General features: G+C 66.5%; 18 protein-coding genes. 9 read left to right on the top strand and 9 right to left on the bottom strand.

The annotated features are described in order from the left end of the window. Positions 1–198 precede the first annotated feature (198 nt). Positions 199–885, top strand: a complete 687-nt coding sequence (locus SGRAN_RS15455; protein WP_210434153.1) for a protein-S-isoprenylcysteine O-methyltransferase — start codon at positions 199–201, stop codon at positions 883–885. A gap of 100 nt (positions 886–985) precedes the next feature. Here the strand turns inward: SGRAN_RS15455 and SGRAN_RS15450 are convergent, their stop codons facing one another. Beyond that, complete coding sequence (locus tag SGRAN_RS15450; protein ID WP_067109263.1) at positions 986–1165, bottom strand: PspC domain-containing protein; 180 nt, start codon at positions 1163–1165, stop codon at positions 986–988. A gap of 58 nt (positions 1166–1223) precedes the next feature. Next, positions 1224–1349, bottom strand: a complete 126-nt coding sequence (locus SGRAN_RS23185) for a hypothetical protein (RefSeq protein WP_255211446.1) — start codon at positions 1347–1349, stop codon at positions 1224–1226. Positions 1350–1690: 341 nt separating this feature from the next. On the opposite strand from SGRAN_RS23185, the gene recF reads away from it, so the two are divergent. Continuing rightward, on the top strand, positions 1691–2800 hold the full coding sequence (gene recF, locus SGRAN_RS15445) for a DNA replication/repair protein RecF (protein WP_067185130.1): 1110 nt from the start codon (positions 1691–1693) through the stop codon (positions 2798–2800). 24 nt (positions 2801–2824) lie between these two features. Next, positions 2825–3181: a hypothetical protein gene (locus SGRAN_RS15440; protein ID WP_148650893.1), complete on the top strand. Its 357-nt coding sequence runs from the start codon at positions 2825–2827 to the stop codon at positions 3179–3181. A 12-nt stretch (positions 3182–3193) separates the two neighbouring features. Here the strand turns inward: SGRAN_RS15440 and SGRAN_RS15435 are convergent, their stop codons facing one another. Further along, positions 3194–3538: an arsenate reductase family protein gene (locus tag SGRAN_RS15435; protein ID WP_067185124.1), complete on the bottom strand. Its 345-nt coding sequence runs from the start codon at positions 3536–3538 to the stop codon at positions 3194–3196. A 206-nt stretch (positions 3539–3744) separates the two neighbouring features. Here SGRAN_RS15435 and SGRAN_RS15430 point away from each other — a divergent pair, with 206 nt between their 5' ends. After that, entirely contained in the window at positions 3745–4461 is a 717-nt protein-coding gene (locus tag SGRAN_RS15430) for a murein L,D-transpeptidase catalytic domain family protein (RefSeq protein WP_237233533.1), read from the top strand. Between the two features lie 450 nt (positions 4462–4911). On the opposite strand, the gene SGRAN_RS15425 is transcribed toward SGRAN_RS15430, so the two are convergent. From SGRAN_RS15425 to SGRAN_RS15410, 4 genes are all read right to left on the bottom strand, one after another. After that, positions 4912–6261 carry a L,D-transpeptidase scaffold domain-containing protein gene (locus tag SGRAN_RS15425; protein WP_237233532.1) on the bottom strand — a complete coding sequence of 450 codons (1350 nt, stop codon included), beginning with the start codon at positions 6259–6261 and terminating at the stop codon, positions 4912–4914. Positions 6262–6636: 375 nt separating this feature from the next. Next, complete coding sequence (gene accC, locus SGRAN_RS15420; RefSeq protein WP_067185119.1) at positions 6637–7998, bottom strand: acetyl-CoA carboxylase biotin carboxylase subunit; 1362 nt, start codon at positions 7996–7998, stop codon at positions 6637–6639. An 8-nt stretch (positions 7999–8006) separates the two neighbouring features. Continuing rightward, positions 8007–8486 carry an acetyl-CoA carboxylase biotin carboxyl carrier protein gene (gene accB / locus SGRAN_RS15415; RefSeq protein WP_067185117.1) on the bottom strand — a complete coding sequence of 160 codons (480 nt, stop codon included), beginning with the start codon at positions 8484–8486 and terminating at the stop codon, positions 8007–8009. 69 nt (positions 8487–8555) lie between these two features. Beyond that, positions 8556–9008 carry a type II 3-dehydroquinate dehydratase gene (locus SGRAN_RS15410; protein WP_067185114.1) on the bottom strand — a complete coding sequence of 151 codons (453 nt, stop codon included), beginning with the start codon at positions 9006–9008 and terminating at the stop codon, positions 8556–8558. A gap of 78 nt (positions 9009–9086) precedes the next feature. On the opposite strand from SGRAN_RS15410, the gene thiS reads away from it, so the two are divergent. The 3 genes from thiS to SGRAN_RS15395 are packed head-to-tail and all read left to right on the top strand — an operon-like array spanning position 9087 to position 10416. Beyond that, positions 9087–9287: a sulfur carrier protein ThiS gene (gene thiS / locus SGRAN_RS15405; protein WP_210434152.1), complete on the top strand. Its 201-nt coding sequence runs from the start codon at positions 9087–9089 to the stop codon at positions 9285–9287. After that, the gene (locus SGRAN_RS15400) at positions 9287–9637 is read left to right on the top strand and encodes a VOC family protein (protein ID WP_067113501.1); all 351 of its coding nucleotides are present in this window, start codon (positions 9287–9289) and stop codon (positions 9635–9637) included. The genes thiS and SGRAN_RS15400 overlap by 1 nt, the downstream gene beginning before the upstream one ends. Before the next feature lie 2 nt (positions 9638–9639). Continuing rightward, positions 9640–10416 (top strand): bifunctional sulfur carrier protein/thiazole synthase protein, encoded by a 777-nt coding sequence (locus SGRAN_RS15395; protein WP_311879941.1) that lies wholly within the window; start codon positions 9640–9642, stop codon positions 10414–10416. A 217-nt stretch (positions 10417–10633) separates the two neighbouring features. Here SGRAN_RS15395 and SGRAN_RS15390 read toward each other — a convergent pair whose 3' ends face one another. Beyond that, positions 10634–12022, bottom strand: coding sequence for a DUF1254 domain-containing protein (locus tag SGRAN_RS15390; protein ID WP_067185110.1), 1389 nt, complete (start codon positions 12020–12022; stop codon positions 10634–10636). Positions 12023–12451: 429 nt separating this feature from the next. Here SGRAN_RS15390 and SGRAN_RS15385 point away from each other — a divergent pair, with 429 nt between their 5' ends. Both SGRAN_RS15385 and SGRAN_RS15380 read left to right on the top strand, forming a co-directional pair. Continuing rightward, positions 12452–13186 carry a Crp/Fnr family transcriptional regulator gene (locus tag SGRAN_RS15385; RefSeq protein WP_067185107.1) on the top strand — a complete coding sequence of 245 codons (735 nt, stop codon included), beginning with the start codon at positions 12452–12454 and terminating at the stop codon, positions 13184–13186. 116 nt (positions 13187–13302) lie between these two features. Further along, positions 13303–13485 (top strand): CsbD family protein, encoded by a 183-nt coding sequence (locus SGRAN_RS15380; RefSeq protein ID WP_067112520.1) that lies wholly within the window; start codon positions 13303–13305, stop codon positions 13483–13485. Positions 13486–13653: 168 nt separating this feature from the next. Here the strand turns inward: SGRAN_RS15380 and SGRAN_RS15375 are convergent, their stop codons facing one another. Next, on the bottom strand, positions 13654–14400 hold the full coding sequence (locus tag SGRAN_RS15375; protein WP_067185104.1) for a hypothetical protein: 747 nt from the start codon (positions 14398–14400) through the stop codon (positions 13654–13656). Positions 14401–14480: the final 80 nt, after the last annotated feature.

Below are 14480 nucleotides of genomic sequence, written 5' to 3'. Positions count from 1 at the left end.
ATGTCGGACAGGGATAATCCCCAGCTTCAAGGGATACGGCCGTCCTTGAATGAAGGTGAGGTCGGCCACGGATGTCGAAACGAGTTCGGCATGGGCAAGAGACCGAGAGTTTCCGGCTGGCCCTCTTTTCAATAGATATTGAGAATCAATATCAAATATAGTAAGCGGCAGCCATCGACGCATGCACGGGAGGGAAAGATGGCGGACAAGGCGCAGCGACCGATCCTGAAAGGGCTGGTCATGGCGGCGACCGTGATCGTCGCTCTCGCGTTGTTGCTGGCTGCCGCGCTGCGATGGCGGGAGAATGGCTGGGGCGCGCTGGTCTGGCTCGCGGCCTTCGTCGCGACCTTCGCCATTCGCACGCCGCATGCGAAGCGCAACCGCGCCAATATCGTGGTCGATGCGCGCAAAGGACTGGACGAAATCCTGCTGCTTGCGGCGATGTTTCTTGCGATGATGGTGCTGCCCCTTCTTCATCTTGCGGTAGGGGGCCTTGGCTTTGCCGACTATTCGCTGCCCGACTGGGCGACGGCGATCGGGGCGCTGGCGCAGCCCGCCTATCTGTGGCTGTTCTGGCGCAGCCATGCGGACCTTGGCCGCAACTGGAGTCCGGGGCTGGAGGTTCGCGACGGGCACCAGTTGGTCGCAAAGGGCATCTATGCCCGTATTCGCCATCCCATGTATGCCGCGATCTGGATATCGGCGCTCGCGCAGCCGCTGTTGATCCATAATTGGATCGCCGGCTTTCTGGTCGTGCCCGCCTTCGCGGCCATGTGGTTCCTTCGCGTTCCGAACGAGGAGGCTCTGATGCGTGGCCGTTTCGGCGACGCATGGGACGAATATTGCGCGCGCACCGACCGTTTGTTCCCGAAAAGGGCGCGCTGAATCGATGAATGAAAAAGCCCGCCGGCATGGCCGACGGGCTTCTGGTTCTGGAAATGGGCGGGCCGGTGCTGGCGCCTCGAAGGCGGCCGGCCCGGTGCTGCTAGGGCGCGAGGATCGCGACGGTCAGGTAGAGCAGCAGCGGCAGGCCGAAGCCGAGCAAGGTCAGCGCCACGAAGGCGACGCGTGTCCACAAGACGTCGAAGCCGAACTGATCGGCCAGGCCGGCACAGACCCCGAAGATCAGGCCGTCCTGACGATTCTTGCGAAAACCCTGTTTCATATTGTTCCTTTCGATCCCGGCCACGGGGGCCGGAGTTGCTGGCGAAGGCGGCGGCCGGTCAGACGACCAGCGAGCCGACCTGCGCGTTCTGGGCGGCGATCGCCATCAGCAGGGCCGAGGCATAGAGCGATGCGAAGGCGGCGAGGGCGTAGCTTTTGAACGAGTCCATGTCGAAACGGGCCATTGTGAAGTTCCTTTCTTTCCTCCCATCCGGACTATCCGGTGGATGTCCCGTGTTATGCAGGGATCGTGCCAATTGCGTTCATTGGCGGTTCAGCGCTGTTCTTGCGGTTTTGATATTTTATTTCGTTGTGAGAATTGCGCGATGATGGTGAAAAATACCATTGATCGGCATAATCTATGCGACTTGGATTCGACGGGGCGTTTTTCGTCATCTCCGCATGGAAGGTTGGTCCGTCTCCCCGGTTCGTGGCCAATGAACCCGCCCGCTGATCCCGCTGCCGCGCCGCACGGGGTGAAAGAGCGGTTTCCCTTGGCGTGGGAAATATCCTACGCGGAAAGCCGATGACGCTGATCCGCCTCTCGCTGACCGATTTTCGCAATCACGCCGGCGCGGATCTGGCTGCCGGTCCGGGGCTGGTGGCGCTCCACGGCGACAATGGCGCGGGCAAGACCAATATATTGGAGGCGATCTCGCTGCTCGCGCCGGGGCGCGGGCTGCGCCGCGCGCCGCTCGCCGAGATGGTGCGCGATGGGGCGGGCGGCGGCTTCGCGGTGTTCGCGGAGGTGCTTGCGGGCGACGATCTGCCGCCGGTCGCGCTCGGCACCGGGATCGAGCCCGCGCATCCGGGGCGGCGGCTGGTGCGGATCAACGGCGGCGCGGCGGCGGCGACCGCGCTCGGCGACTGGCTGTCGGTGCTGTGGCTCACCCCCGCGATGGACCGGCTGTTTGTCGAGACCGCGGGGAACCGGCGGCGCTTTCTCGACCGGCTGGTGCTGGCGCTCGATCCCCGCCACGCGCAGCACGGCAACCGCTACGAGGCGGCGCTGCGGGCGCGCGGCAAGCTGCTCGCCGACGCGGCTTCGACGGACCCGCAATGGCTTGCCAGTCTCGAAGCGCAACTCGCCGAGCATGGCGCCGCAATCGACGCCGCGCGGCAGCACACGCTCGCGGCGCTGTCCGCCGAACTGGCGCAGCAGCCCGACGCCCCCTTCGCGCGGCCGCTGCTGACGCTCGTCGACAGCGAAGGGGAGGCCCGCGCCGAACCATGGACGGCCGAGGCGCTGCGTGCGCTGTTCGCGGGGCGGCGGCGGATCGATGCGACAGCGGGGCGGGCGACCGCCGGACCGCACCGCGACGACCTGTCCGCCGTCCACGCCGCGAGCGGCCGCGCGGCGGCGCGCTGCTCGACCGGCGAGCAGAAGGCAATGCTGCTCTCGCTCATCCTCGCGCACGGCGATTGCGTGGCGCGGGCGCGGGGGCGACGGCCGGTGCTGCTGCTCGACGAGGTCGCCGCGCACCTCGACCCCTCGCGCCGCGCCGCGCTCTATGAACGGCTTGCGGGGCAGGGCGGGCAGGCGTGGCTGACCGGAACCGAGCCGGCGCTGTTCGACGCGATGCCGGGCCCGGTGATGCGATTCCATATCGCGGGCGGTCGGATTTCGGCCGCATGAAGAATAACCAAGGGGAGGTGCGGGATGCCGTGGAGACACTCAGCCACGCTGGTTGGCGCGCTGATGCTCGGTTCCGGGGCGGCCGCCGAAGCGCCTGCGGCGACGCCCTATGTGGACCTGATTGGACGGCTCGAAAATCTCCACGATTATCAATCGACGAACGATCCCGATGACGTGCTGGGTCACGGCTGGATGACGGCCAGACTGCACGTCTCGCGCGTGCTGAGCGGTCAGCGCCTGGCCCGCGTCATCACCGTCCGCTATTTCGGCCACACGCACATTCGGGACGGCCGGAAAATGCGCTGGAAGCTGCGACGCGGCGATGACGGGACGTATCTCATCTGCGTGCCGCCGGGCAGCGTTGGCGTGCAATGTCCGTGACGGGACGGCAGTCTAGAGAATTTCCCGTACCACGTCCTGCGGCCGGCAGTAACGCACGCCCTTGTCGGTTTCGACGAAGGGCCGGTTCACATAGGCGGGATTGGCCACCATCGCGGCGATGATCGCATCCTCGCCCGCGTCGGGCAGGCCCCGCTCCTCGGCGTCGGTGCCGCGCAGGCGAAGCGCTTCGCGCGCTGTCAGCCCGGCGTCCGCGAAGAGTTGCCGCAGCTTGTCGGCGGTGTAGGGCGTCTTCAGATATTCGACGACCTCGACCTCGACGCCGGGCGTCTCTTCGAGGATGGCGAGGGTCTTGCGCGAGGTGCCGCAGGCGGGATTGTGCCAGATGGTCGCTTTCATGCGCTCGCTCCTACCGCGAGGGTCCGGCGCGGGCAAGGTCGTGAAAAAGGGGCGCCGGCGTAAACCCGCTATTCATGGCGAATATGCCACATTCTCCCGCATGACGAAGCACGACCGTCTTGCCTTTGCCACGCGGACAGGCGCTTATGACGGTCGAGGAGCCGCCGGCTGGCGGCCGATGCGGGGTTGGGTTGCACGTGAATGAGATGATGGATCGCAGGGCGATGCTGGCGGCCTTGGCCGGTGCGGGGGCGATGGCCGCCGCCCCGGCCCGCGCGCAGCTCCCCGACTGGATTCGGCAGCCGGTGGCGCCGCCCGCGCCGCCGGTCGATTATCTGGCGGTCGCGCGCCAGCAGCTCGAACGGCAGGGCAACCGAATCGGCCAGACCGATCGCGTCGGCATCGTCGATTTCGGACTCCCCTCTTCGCGTCCGCGCTTCGCGCTTGTCGACCTCGTCGCGGGCACCATCGACCTCTATCCGGTGACCCACGGTCGCGGCTCCGATCCGCAGCACGACGGCTGGCTCAAGAGTTTCTCGAACCGCGTCGGATCGCTGGCCAGTTCGCGCGGCGCCTATCGCACCAGCGACTATTATTGGGGCGCCAACGGCTCGTCGATGCGCCTCGCGGGGCTGGAGCCCGACAACAGCAATGCCGATATCCGCGCGATCGTCGTCCACGGCGCCTGGTATGCCGACCCCGCGCTGATTGCGACGCAGGGCAAGCTCGGGCGCAGCGAAGGCTGCTTCGTGTTCGGCGAGACGCTGCTGCCGCAAATCCTCTACAAGCTCGGCCCCGGGCGCCTGCTCTTCGCCGACAAGCTGAGCGTATCGCCGCCGCCGGCGCCGTTCGAGTTGCCGCCGGTCGCGGACAACATCATCCGCACCGGCGCCAACGGACCACTGCCCAAGACGGCGGATTAGGGCATGATCGTCCTTGAATGAAAAGGCAATTATCCCCTTCCGACAGGTGAGCGTTCCCCGGCGAAAGCCGGGGTCCAGCTACGTGCGCCTGCCTCGCATGGACCCCAGCTTTCGCCGGGGATCACCAGCGTCCCTGTCTCAAGGGTATAAACGCCAAACAAAAATGATGGTGTCCCCGCGAAGGCGGGGACCCGGTTCTGAATGCCGACGCTGGCTCTTTGTCGCTCTGGGCTCCCGCCTGCGCAGGAGCACGCGGCTGTCGGCTTAGACTCTGATGATTGTGGATTGACCTACTTCGTCATTGCGAGCGGCGAAGCCGCGCGGCAATCCAGAGCGTGCGCAAACCGCTCTGGATTGCTTCGCTCCGCTCGCAATGACGATTCGATGTCATCCCGCTCTAGCTATTCAATGGTGATCCCATGCGGCGTCACCCGGCTATGACCGTCAGGCTCAATAGATTCCGGTCGTCGCTTGCGTCGTGACGTTGGGGGCCGGGATCGTCGGCACCACGGTCGGCGGCGCCGGGGAGATGACGACCGCCGCGGTGCGGCCGGGCTTGGCGAAGCTGGCGACGACGGGCGCGTCGCGGCCATAGATGTCGGTGAGTTTCTTCACTCCGCCCTTGGCATCGGGAACGACTGTCCAATAGGCGACATAGACCGGGAAGGGATTTTCGAAGCCGAAGCGCGTCGTCTTGCCGCTCGCCACCGCCTCGCCGAACTCTTCGGGGCTGCGGCCGGCGAACATCACCGCCATCAGGCCCGAGAAGTGCAGCGCGCGCTCGGTGCGGATGCAGCCGTGGCTGAACGCGCGCGCCGCCTGCGCGAAGGCGCCCTTCGACGGCGTGTCGTGCAGGTAGATGGCGTGTTCGTTCAGCATCTCCATCTTCATCACGCCCAGCGCGTTGTTGGCACCGGGCTGCTGCACGACCGACAGCGTCTTGCCGCTGCCCGTCCAGGTATAGCCCTGCGCGCGTGCGGAAGCGGGATTGCGCGCGATCGTCGCGCCGATGCCCTCGTTGATGATGCTGCGCGGCAGCGTCCAGGTCGGGTTGAGGATTACGCCCGTCGCCATCGGGTTGAGCTGCGGCGTCGGCGTCGACGGCTTGCCCACCACCGCCTTGTGCGTTGCGATGACGACGCCGTCGTGAACGACGCGGGTCAGATATTCGGGAACGTTGCTGACGACATAGCCCGATCCCAGGTCGCGCGGCATCCAGCGCCAGCGCTCCATGTTGACGCGGATCGCATTGGCGTCGGCGGGCGTCTTGGCGACGGCGAGCGCGGCCTTGAGCGCGGCGAAATCGGGATGGACCGGGTCGAGGCCGAGCAGCGCGTCGGGAACCGAATTGGACAGCAGCGCGGAGGTGAGCAATGCGATCAGCGGCGTCTGTTCGGCGTCGTTGTCGGTCATGAACCACTGCTTGCGCGCTGCGTTCGGCGTGCGCCCGTCGCGCATATGCGTCGCGAGCAGCAGGAAGCTGTCGGTCGCGACCTTGTCGAGCCGCGCCTGGTCGCCGCCGGCGATCGCGGCCTGCAGCCCGTCGGGGTTGTAATCCTTTGGAAACAATCCTTCGGCGCCGACATTGCCGATGAAGGCGAGCAGCGCCTTCGCATTGTTCGCCGACCAGTCGGGCAGATTGGCTTCGGCCAGCGTTTCGACGACGGGCGCGTCGTCGGTGACCTTGTCGGGTTGCAGGACGACCGAATCCTCCTTGACGTCGGTCGTCTGCGCGAGGGCTGGTGCGGCCGCGAAAAGAAGCGGCAGGGCGAATGCGAAGCGGGGGGAGAGTTTCGACATGCGCCCCGCCATAACCGAGTTTCCAAGGGTTTGGAAGCGCGGGACGGGTGGGCAGGGTGGCTCCGAATGGAGGTGGTGCCGGAGTTCGATGGCCTTGACCGGCGTCGCGATTGCGACCCCGGATCTGATCAGGGAGAAGCAATCTCGGAGCAATTCAGAGCGCCGTGCTTAATCCGGACCAACTGAAATCCGTTCGTGTCGAGCGAAGTCGAGACACCCATCGACGTAGCGCAAGGCCGATGGGTGTCTCGACTTCGCTCGACACGAACGGGACAGTGATTCAGGATAGAGGCGCGATGCTCCCGCCACGCTCTGGATTGCCGCGCGGTTTCGCTGCTCGCAACGACGCCGAGTGGCCGGCTTCGGCCCCGCGCCCTACCCCTTCGCTTCGGCATCCTGCTGCGCGAGCCAGTCCTCGAGCCATTTGATCGTGTAGTTGCCGTCGATCACGTCGGGGTCGGCGAGCAGCGCCTGATGCAGCGGGATGTTGGTCTTGATCCCGCCGACGACCATCTCGTCGAGCGCGCGGCGCATCCGCATCATGCAGCTTTCGCGCGTCCGGCCATAGACGATCAGCTTGCCGATCATGCTGTCGTAATAAGGCGGGATCGCATAGCCCGCATAGAGCCCGCTATCGACGCGGACGTGCATGCCGCCCGCGGCGTGATATTGCGTCACCTTGCCCGGCGAGGGCAGGAAGCTGCGCGGGTCCTCGGCATTGATCCGGCATTCGATCGCGTGGCCGCGGAATTCCAGGTCTTCCTGACGGACCGACAGGCCGCGCCCGTCGGCGATGCGGATCTGTTCGCGGACGAGGTCGAAACCGGTGATCATCTCGGTCACCGGATGCTCGACCTGGATGCGGGTGTTCATCTCGATGAAGAAGAATTCGCCGTTTTCCCACAGGAACTCGATCGTGCCGGCGCCGCGATAGTGCATCTTCGCCATCGCATCGGCGCAGATCTGGCCCATGCGCGCGCGTTCCTCGGCCGAGATGACGGGCGAGGGCGCTTCCTCCAGCACCTTCTGGTGGCGGCGCTGGAGCGAGCAGTCGCGCTCGCCGAGGTGGATCGCATTGCCGTTGCCGTCGCCGAACACCTGAAATTCGATGTGGCGCGGATTGCCGAGATATTTCTCCATATAGACGGTCGGGTCGCCGAATGCCGCCGCCGCCTCGCTCGATGCCTGGCCCATCAGGCTTTCGAGGCTGTCGGCGTCGGGAACGACCTTCATGCCGCGGCCGCCGCCGCCCGACGCCGCCTTGATCAGCACCGGATAGCCGATCTCCTCGGCCATCCGCTTCGCCTCGTCGCCATAGATGACGGCGCCCGGCGAGCCGGGAACGACGGGCAGGCCCAGTTCGACCGCGGTGCGCTTGGCCTCGACCTTGTCGCCCATGGTTCGGATATGCTCGGGCTTAGGGCCGACGAAGGTGATGCCGTGCGCCTCGATGATCTCGGCGAAGCGCGCATTTTCCGACAGAAAGCCGTAGCCGGGGTGGATCGCGTCGGCGCCGGTCACCTCGGCCGCCGAAATGATCGCGGGAATGTTGAGATAGCTGTCCTTCGCCGCCGGCGGGCCGATGCATACCGCCTCGTCGGCGAGGCGGACGTGCATCGCGTCGGCGTCGGCGGTCGAATGCACCGCGACTGTCTTGATCCCCATTTCGTGGCAGGCGCGGTGAATGCGCAGCGCGATCTCGCCGCGGTTGGCGATGACCAGTTTCTCGATCGTCATCGGATGGATCAGCCGATGGTGAACAGCGGCTGGTCGAACTCGACCGGCTGGCTGTTCTCGACATGCACGGCCTTCAGCGTGCCGGAGGTGGGGGCGGTGATCGGGTTCATCACCTTCATCGCCTCGATGATCAGGACGGTGTCGCCCTCCTTCACCGACGATCCGACGCTGGCGAAGGTCGGCGCCCCCGGCTCGGGCGCGAGATAGACGGTGCCGACCATCGGCGACTTGACCGCGTCGGCGAAGCTGTCGGCGGCGGGCGGCGGCGCCGCGGCGGGAGCGGGCGGCGCGAGGGGAGCGGCGGCGGGGGCCGCGGGGGCGAAGGCGACGGGCGCGGCTGCGGCGGCGGTCAGCGTTCGCGCGACGCGCACCTTGCGGTCGCCGTCCTCGACCTCGATTTCCGAAAGCTGCGTGTCGTCGAGCAGCTCGGCGAGCGCGCGGACGAAAGCCGGATCGATGTTGATGCCCTGATCCTTGTGGTCACCCATTGCGATAGTTCCTGTTGTTGTTGTGGTGCCTTGGTGGCACTCGACCCCTGTTCTGGTCGCGCCCTCTTGTCAGAGACGCGCGGCGGCGTCCAGCGCCAGCGTATAGCTGTTCGCGCCGTGCCCCGCGAAATGCGCGGCCGCCGCCATGCCGATATAGCTGATATGGCGAAAGGATTCGCGGCTTTTCGGGTCCGACAGATGAACCTCGATCACCGGCACCGCGATCGACTTGATCGCATCGTGCAGCGCGATCGAGGTGTGCGTATAACCGCCGGCGTTGAGCAGCACCGCCTTCGCGCTCGCGAAATGCGCCTCGTGCAGCCAGTCGATCAGCACCCCCTCGTGGTTCGACTGACGGCAGTCGACGGACAGGCCCAGCCCGGCCGCCTGCGCGGCCAGCCGCGCGTGGATGGCGTCCAGCGTATCGTGGCCGTAGATTTCGGGCTCGCGCGTGCCGAGCAGGTTGAGGTTGGGGCCCGAAAGGACGAAGACGACGGGGGTTTTGGAGGGGGTTTCCGGCAAAGACCTGGCTTTCGGTTGCGGCGGGGCTCGCTCCCCCTATATGGGCTGCACGGCGAAACGCAAAGAAGGGCAGCGGCGGTGATTGCGATCATCCTCAACGGAGAGCAGAGGCAGGTGCGCGGGGGCAGTATCGCCGACCTCGTCGCGTCGCTCGGGCTCGACGTGAAGAAGGTCGCGGTCGAACGCAATCGCGAGATCGTGCCGCGCTCGACCCTCGCCGATGTGGCGCTTGCGGAAGGTGACGCACTGGAAATCGTCCATTTCGTGGGAGGCGGCTGATGGCGGTCGCGCGGATCGTGCCCAATCGCTATGCCGGCGACGTCCGGGAAGGCGCGGGCTTTTTCAACGATGTGCTGGGGCTGGAAACGGCGATGGCGATCGATTTCATCACTATCTATCGCTCGTCCACCCAGCCGACGGCGCAGATCAGCGTCCTGACCGACGACCCGTCGGGGCTGCGGCCCGCCTATTCGGTGGGCGTCGACGACGTCGATGCGGTGCATGCCCGCGCGGTCGCGGCGGGGCACGAGATCGTCTACGCCCTGCGCGACGAACCCTGGGGCGTTCGCCGGTTTTTCGTTCGCGATCCCCTCGGCGACATTGCGAACGTGGTGCAGAACAAGGATTGAATGTGGACAGTATCGACAGTTGGAGCGTTGCCGGGCGGACCTTCACGTCGCGGCTGATCGTCGGCACCGGCAAATACCGGGATTTCGAGCAGAACGCCGCCGCGGTCGAGGCGTCGGGGGCACAGATCGTCACCGTCGCGGTGCGCCGCGTCAACGTGTCGGACCCGAATGCGCCGATGCTCACGGACTATATCGATCCGAAGAAGATCACCTATCTGCCCAACACCGCGGGCTGCTTCAGCGCCGACGACGCGATCCGCACGCTGCGCCTCGCACGCGAGGCGGGCGGCTGGGACCTCGTCAAGCTGGAGGTGCTGGGCGAGGCGAAGACGCTCTATCCGAACATGCGCGAAACCCTCCACGCGACCGAGGTGCTGGCGAAGGAGGGCTTCCTGCCGATGGTCTATTGCGTCGACGACCCGATCGCGGCGAAGCAGCTCGAGGATGCGGGCGCCGTCGCGGTTATGCCGCTCGGTGCGCCGATCGGGTCGGGGCTCGGCATCCAGAACCGGGTGACGATCCGCCTGATCGTCGAGGGTGCATCGGTGCCGGTGCTCGTCGATGCGGGCGTCGGCACCGCGAGCGATGCGGCGGTGGCGATGGAACTCGGCTGCGACGGGGTACTGATGAACACCGCGATCGCCGAGGCGAAGGACCCGATCCGCATGGCGCGCGCGATGAAACTGGCGGTCGAAGCGGGCCGCGACGCTTATCTGTCCGGCCGCATGGGGCAGCGCCGCTATGCCGACCCGTCTAGCCCGCTCGCGGGGCTGATCTAGACTTTGATGACTTTGGATTGACCTACTTCGTCATTGCGACCCCGGACCTGATCCGGGGGAAGCAATCCAGAGCGGTTACCGCGCGCTCTGGATTGCCGCGCGGCTTCGCCGCTCGCAATGACGAGTCCATTCGATGTCATCACGCTCTAGGCATATCGGCACGGCCAATTCCAAATCCGTTCAGCACGAACGGATCAAGGCTGGCGCATAACCTTGCTTAAGGCACCCGCTTCACCGGCGGCGGGGTCCAGCGCCCCTCCAGCGCTTCGCGCCGCGGCAGGTAGAGGCGCAGGTTCATCGTGAACGGCCCCGCGGGTGCGGGCAGCCAGTTGGCTTCCTTGTCGGCGCCCGGGCTGTCCGTCTGGATATAGAGGTCGAGCGAGCCGTCGGCGTTGAAGTTCAGCTTGTCGCGGTCGCCGATCGCGAAACGGTTCAACGGATTGGCGGCAAAGAACTGGTCGGCGCCGTACATGGTCAGCGACCAGAAGGCGTCGGCGGGCGGAATCCGCTCCTTGTCGAAATGGAGGACATAGCGCGCCGCGCCGTTCAGCGGCTTGCCGTCGCCGTCGACCGGCGCCATCGGATAGATGGCCTCCTCGGGCGGCAGCGCGCCGAGCCCGGCATAGCCGATGAAGGCGCGCTGGAGATAATCATTGCCATAGACGCCGAGCGCATTGCCCAGCGCGACCCAGCCATCGCGGCTCAGCGGCACGCTCCGGCGCCGTTCGACGATGCGGCGATAGCCGTCCGCGACGGCGCGGGCCAACCCGCGCTGCACCGCCGGTTCGGCCTTGCCGAGATCGAAGCTCCGCTCCGCTTCCAGCCCGACCTTTTCCATACGCAGCAGGATCGCGATGTCGGTGGCGTGCGGCGGATTGCGCTTCATCGTCTCGGCGAACAGCGCGAAAAAGGCGTCGGGCGCGAGCGCCGCGACCTGCTCGACCGGCGGCGTCGTCATGTCGACCGACGGATCGGCCTTCGCCGGCGCGGCGACCGCCTGCGGCTTGCCCGATGCCGACAGCGGCGTCGCGGCATAGCGTGCCTGCAGCATGTGGACATGATCGTAATCGTCGGCGCCGTTGGTCTGGATGCGGCCGATGATCCAGCCCATGTCGGTCGGGCTGCGCACCATCCGCATGCCCTGGGGCAACGTGCCCTGCCAGCGCGGGCCGACGAGCGCAACGGTGCCGCCGTCATTGCCCGTCGTGCGCGTGCCGAGCGTCGCGAACACCTCGGTCCACATGTCCATGATCGGCACGACATGGTAGCGCCCCGCCGTGTCGGGCAGCGTCAGGACCAGCGGTTCGTTACCGACATCGTACCACAGGCTCGAATAGAGCGTGTCGGCGTTGGGCCGCACGACGTCCCTGAAGGTCGCGTCGGGATAGCGCCGCATGTGCGAAAACTGGTTCATCGGCGCGCGCAACCGGCCTTCCCGGGCGTTGGTCGCGACGCGCCGCGTCACTTCCATCAGCACCATCGGATAGGCGTAGGCATAGGCTTCGAGACCGACGGCATAGGCCTCCTCCTCGCTCACCGGCGCCGCCCGTGCCGCGCCGGGCAGCAGAATCGTCGCCATCGCCATCAGGGCCAGCAGGCTTTTCATCGAACCGATCTCCTCGCAGATTTTCCGTCCCGCTAGCGTTCGCGGCGGCGCCAGTCTGTCATCCGGGCGACAATCTTCTGGGATTCCGGTTCCCGGCATTGGAGCATCGAGCCTTAAATCTGACCCATCGTCCCGTTCGTGTCGAGCGAAGTCGAGACACGCATCGGCCTTGCGCCACGCTGATGGGTGTCTCGACTTCGCTCGACACGAACGGATAAGGGGCGTTGCAGGTTTATTGTACGCCGCTCTAATATGGTGGACTCAAAGTTTTTGTCCTCATCGTCACCCCGGGCTTGACCCGGGGTCCCGCTTTTCCTCCGTCCGTGCGCGAAAGGAAGCGGGATCCCGGGTCAAGCCCGGGATGACGGATTCGATGTGGCAAATGTCAGATTCAGGTAACTAGAACGACGGGCGGGAGGCCGGTTGGATATGGCGAGGGGGCAGGCGAAGCGGGGCGAGCACCGCTGGAGCCGCGAGGAGCGGCTGGAGATGCTGCGGTCCTGTCAGCTTTTCGCCGCCTGGCCCGCGGCGCGGCTCGCCGATCTCGCGGCGATCGCGCGGGCCGGACATTATCCGCGCGGCACCGAAATCTATCCGCGCGATCCCCGGCGGCGCGAGGCTTTCGTCGTCGTCTCGGGCGGTATCGAGATCAGCCGCGTGTCGGCGGCGGGCAAGAAATTCGTGCTCGGCCTCGCCGGTCCGCGCGATGTGGTCGGGCTCGTGCGCCTGCTCGACCGCCAGCCCATCCATTTCGCCTATCGCGCGCATGCCGACAGTATCCTGCTTCACCTGCCCGCCGACGCGTTGATCGCGATCCTCGATGCGGAACCGGCGCTGTGGCGCGACATCGCGCTGTTCATGTGCGCGCGCCAGGGCGACAGCCTGCGGTTGCTCAACGACCAGCAACTCGGCTCGCTCGAGCAGCGGATGGCGGCGACGCTCGTCGGCCTCGCGCGCATCCATGGCATCGCGGGCGAGGATGGCACCGAACTCGGCCTCCGCCTGCCGCAGGAACAGCTCGGCGCGATGCTGGGCGTGACGCGTCAGAGCGTCAACCGGCTGCTGCGCGGCTTCGAGGAGGCGGGGCTGATCGCGACCGATTACAACCGCATCACGATCCGCGATCCGCTGGCGCTCGACGCGATCGCCGCGGCGGGGGATTGATCCACCCGGGCTGCCTTGCGGCCCGCGCGTTTTGCCGCGCCCGTGGAACATGGGCCCGGTCGGTGCGTTGATCGGGCATGAGGCGATGCGGCCTCGATCAACAAGGAGACTCTCCCGTGGGTGAAATGAAAGACAAGGCCAAGGGCCTCGCGAACGAAGCGATCGGCAATGCGAAGCAGGCGGTCGGCAAGGCGACCGACAACGAGCGCCTGCGCGCCGAGGGCGAGCTTCAGGAACGCAAGGGCGAAGCGCAGAATCTCAGCGGCAAGGTGAAGGGCGCGCTCGGCGACAAGGTCTGACGATAGCCTTCACCGCACATGGAAAATGCCCCGGAGCTCCCCTCTCTCCGGGGCATTTTCATTTCTTGCCTGACGATCGCGCTCCATGGCCTGTGGAGATGCGGATCGAAAGAGGATCCGGCCTGCGGAAGGCCGGACCCTACCGGTCTTGATACCGAAATCCGCCCGCTATTTTCCGCCCGACGCCACCAGGTCGACGTCGGTCACCCCGCCGTCGCGGCGCGCGAAGACGACATAGGCGAGGTCGCCGCGCGTGCCGCCCAGCATATGCTCATTGCCGTTGATCCGGTGGTCGCTGGTATAGCCCGCGCGGATCGCCATCGTGTGATAATAGTCGAGAACGCCCTGCAGCGAGGCGGCGGTCTGGAAATTGACGACGCGGATGTTGCACTGGCCGCCGGCGACTCCGGCCGCCTCGCGCAGCGTCGCGCGCGGATAGACGGGGAAGGCGGCGGGCAGGCGGTCGGCCCACTGGTTGCCATAGGTCAGCTTCGCATCGCAGCTTCCCTTCGCCTGCTCGCGGGCGAGCGCGCCGATGGTGACGGGGCGCTTCGCCTCGCACCCGTCGCAATTCGCCTCGAACGGCAGCGCCTTGGGCGCGGCGAGCAATTTGCCCGCCTTCATCGCCGCCGCGGCTTCGGCCGCGGTCGCCGCCTTGCCGGCGCCGATGCCGGGAACGCCGCCGTCGACCGGCCGGTTGCCCGGTCCGACCGCGTTGCGGTTCGCCTGGCCGGTCAGCTTCGGATCGACCATGATCTTGTCTTCGAGCGCGCCCTTCACCGTCGGGTCGGCGTTGGTCAGCCCGTCGTCGAGCGGCTTCAACTCCGCCTTGGCGGCGGGATTGTCCCGGCAGCCGGCGAGCCCCGACGTCGCCACCAGCAAGCCGGCAACCAGCCATTTTCCCCGCACGATCATTGCTAACACTCCCTTAATCTCTTGGCCTCGGGCTTGCCGGAAGCTGGTTAAGAAGATGTGAGGAAAAAGCGTTAACAGGC

Source organism: Sphingopyxis granuli (assembly GCF_001559015.1).
Taxonomy (GTDB): Bacteria; Pseudomonadota; Alphaproteobacteria; order Sphingomonadales; family Sphingomonadaceae; genus Sphingopyxis; species Sphingopyxis granuli.
This window is presented reverse-complemented; position numbering and strand designations above follow the sequence as displayed.

Excerpts from the sequence above, each read along its gene's own strand:
- SGRAN_RS15455 (WP_210434153.1), top strand. The coding sequence starts at position 199 with ATGGCGGACAAGGCGCAGCGACCGATCCTGAAAGGGCTGGTCATGGCG.
- SGRAN_RS15450 (WP_067109263.1), bottom strand. The coding sequence starts at position 1,165 with ATGAAACAGGGTTTTCGCAAGAATCGTCAGGACGGCCTGATCTTCGGG.
- SGRAN_RS23185 (WP_255211446.1), bottom strand. The coding sequence starts at position 1,349 with ATGGCCCGTTTCGACATGGACTCGTTCAAAAGCTACGCCCTCGCCGCC.
- recF (WP_067185130.1), top strand. The coding sequence starts at position 1,691 with ATGACGCTGATCCGCCTCTCGCTGACCGATTTTCGCAATCACGCCGGC.
- SGRAN_RS15440 (WP_148650893.1), top strand. The coding sequence starts at position 2,825 with ATGCCGTGGAGACACTCAGCCACGCTGGTTGGCGCGCTGATGCTCGGT.
- SGRAN_RS15435 (WP_067185124.1), bottom strand. The coding sequence starts at position 3,538 with ATGAAAGCGACCATCTGGCACAATCCCGCCTGCGGCACCTCGCGCAAG.
- SGRAN_RS15430 (WP_237233533.1), top strand. The coding sequence starts at position 3,745 with ATGATGGATCGCAGGGCGATGCTGGCGGCCTTGGCCGGTGCGGGGGCG.
- SGRAN_RS15425 (WP_237233532.1), bottom strand. The coding sequence starts at position 6,261 with ATGTCGAAACTCTCCCCCCGCTTCGCATTCGCCCTGCCGCTTCTTTTC.
- accC (WP_067185119.1), bottom strand. The coding sequence starts at position 7,998 with ATGACGATCGAGAAACTGGTCATCGCCAACCGCGGCGAGATCGCGCTG.
- accB (WP_067185117.1), bottom strand. The coding sequence starts at position 8,486 with ATGGGTGACCACAAGGATCAGGGCATCAACATCGATCCGGCTTTCGTC.
- SGRAN_RS15400 (WP_067113501.1), top strand. The coding sequence starts at position 9,287 with ATGGCGGTCGCGCGGATCGTGCCCAATCGCTATGCCGGCGACGTCCGG.
- SGRAN_RS15390 (WP_067185110.1), bottom strand. The coding sequence starts at position 12,022 with ATGAAAAGCCTGCTGGCCCTGATGGCGATGGCGACGATTCTGCTGCCC.
- SGRAN_RS15385 (WP_067185107.1), top strand. The coding sequence starts at position 12,452 with ATGGCGAGGGGGCAGGCGAAGCGGGGCGAGCACCGCTGGAGCCGCGAG.
- SGRAN_RS15375 (WP_067185104.1), bottom strand. The coding sequence starts at position 14,400 with ATGATCGTGCGGGGAAAATGGCTGGTTGCCGGCTTGCTGGTGGCGACG.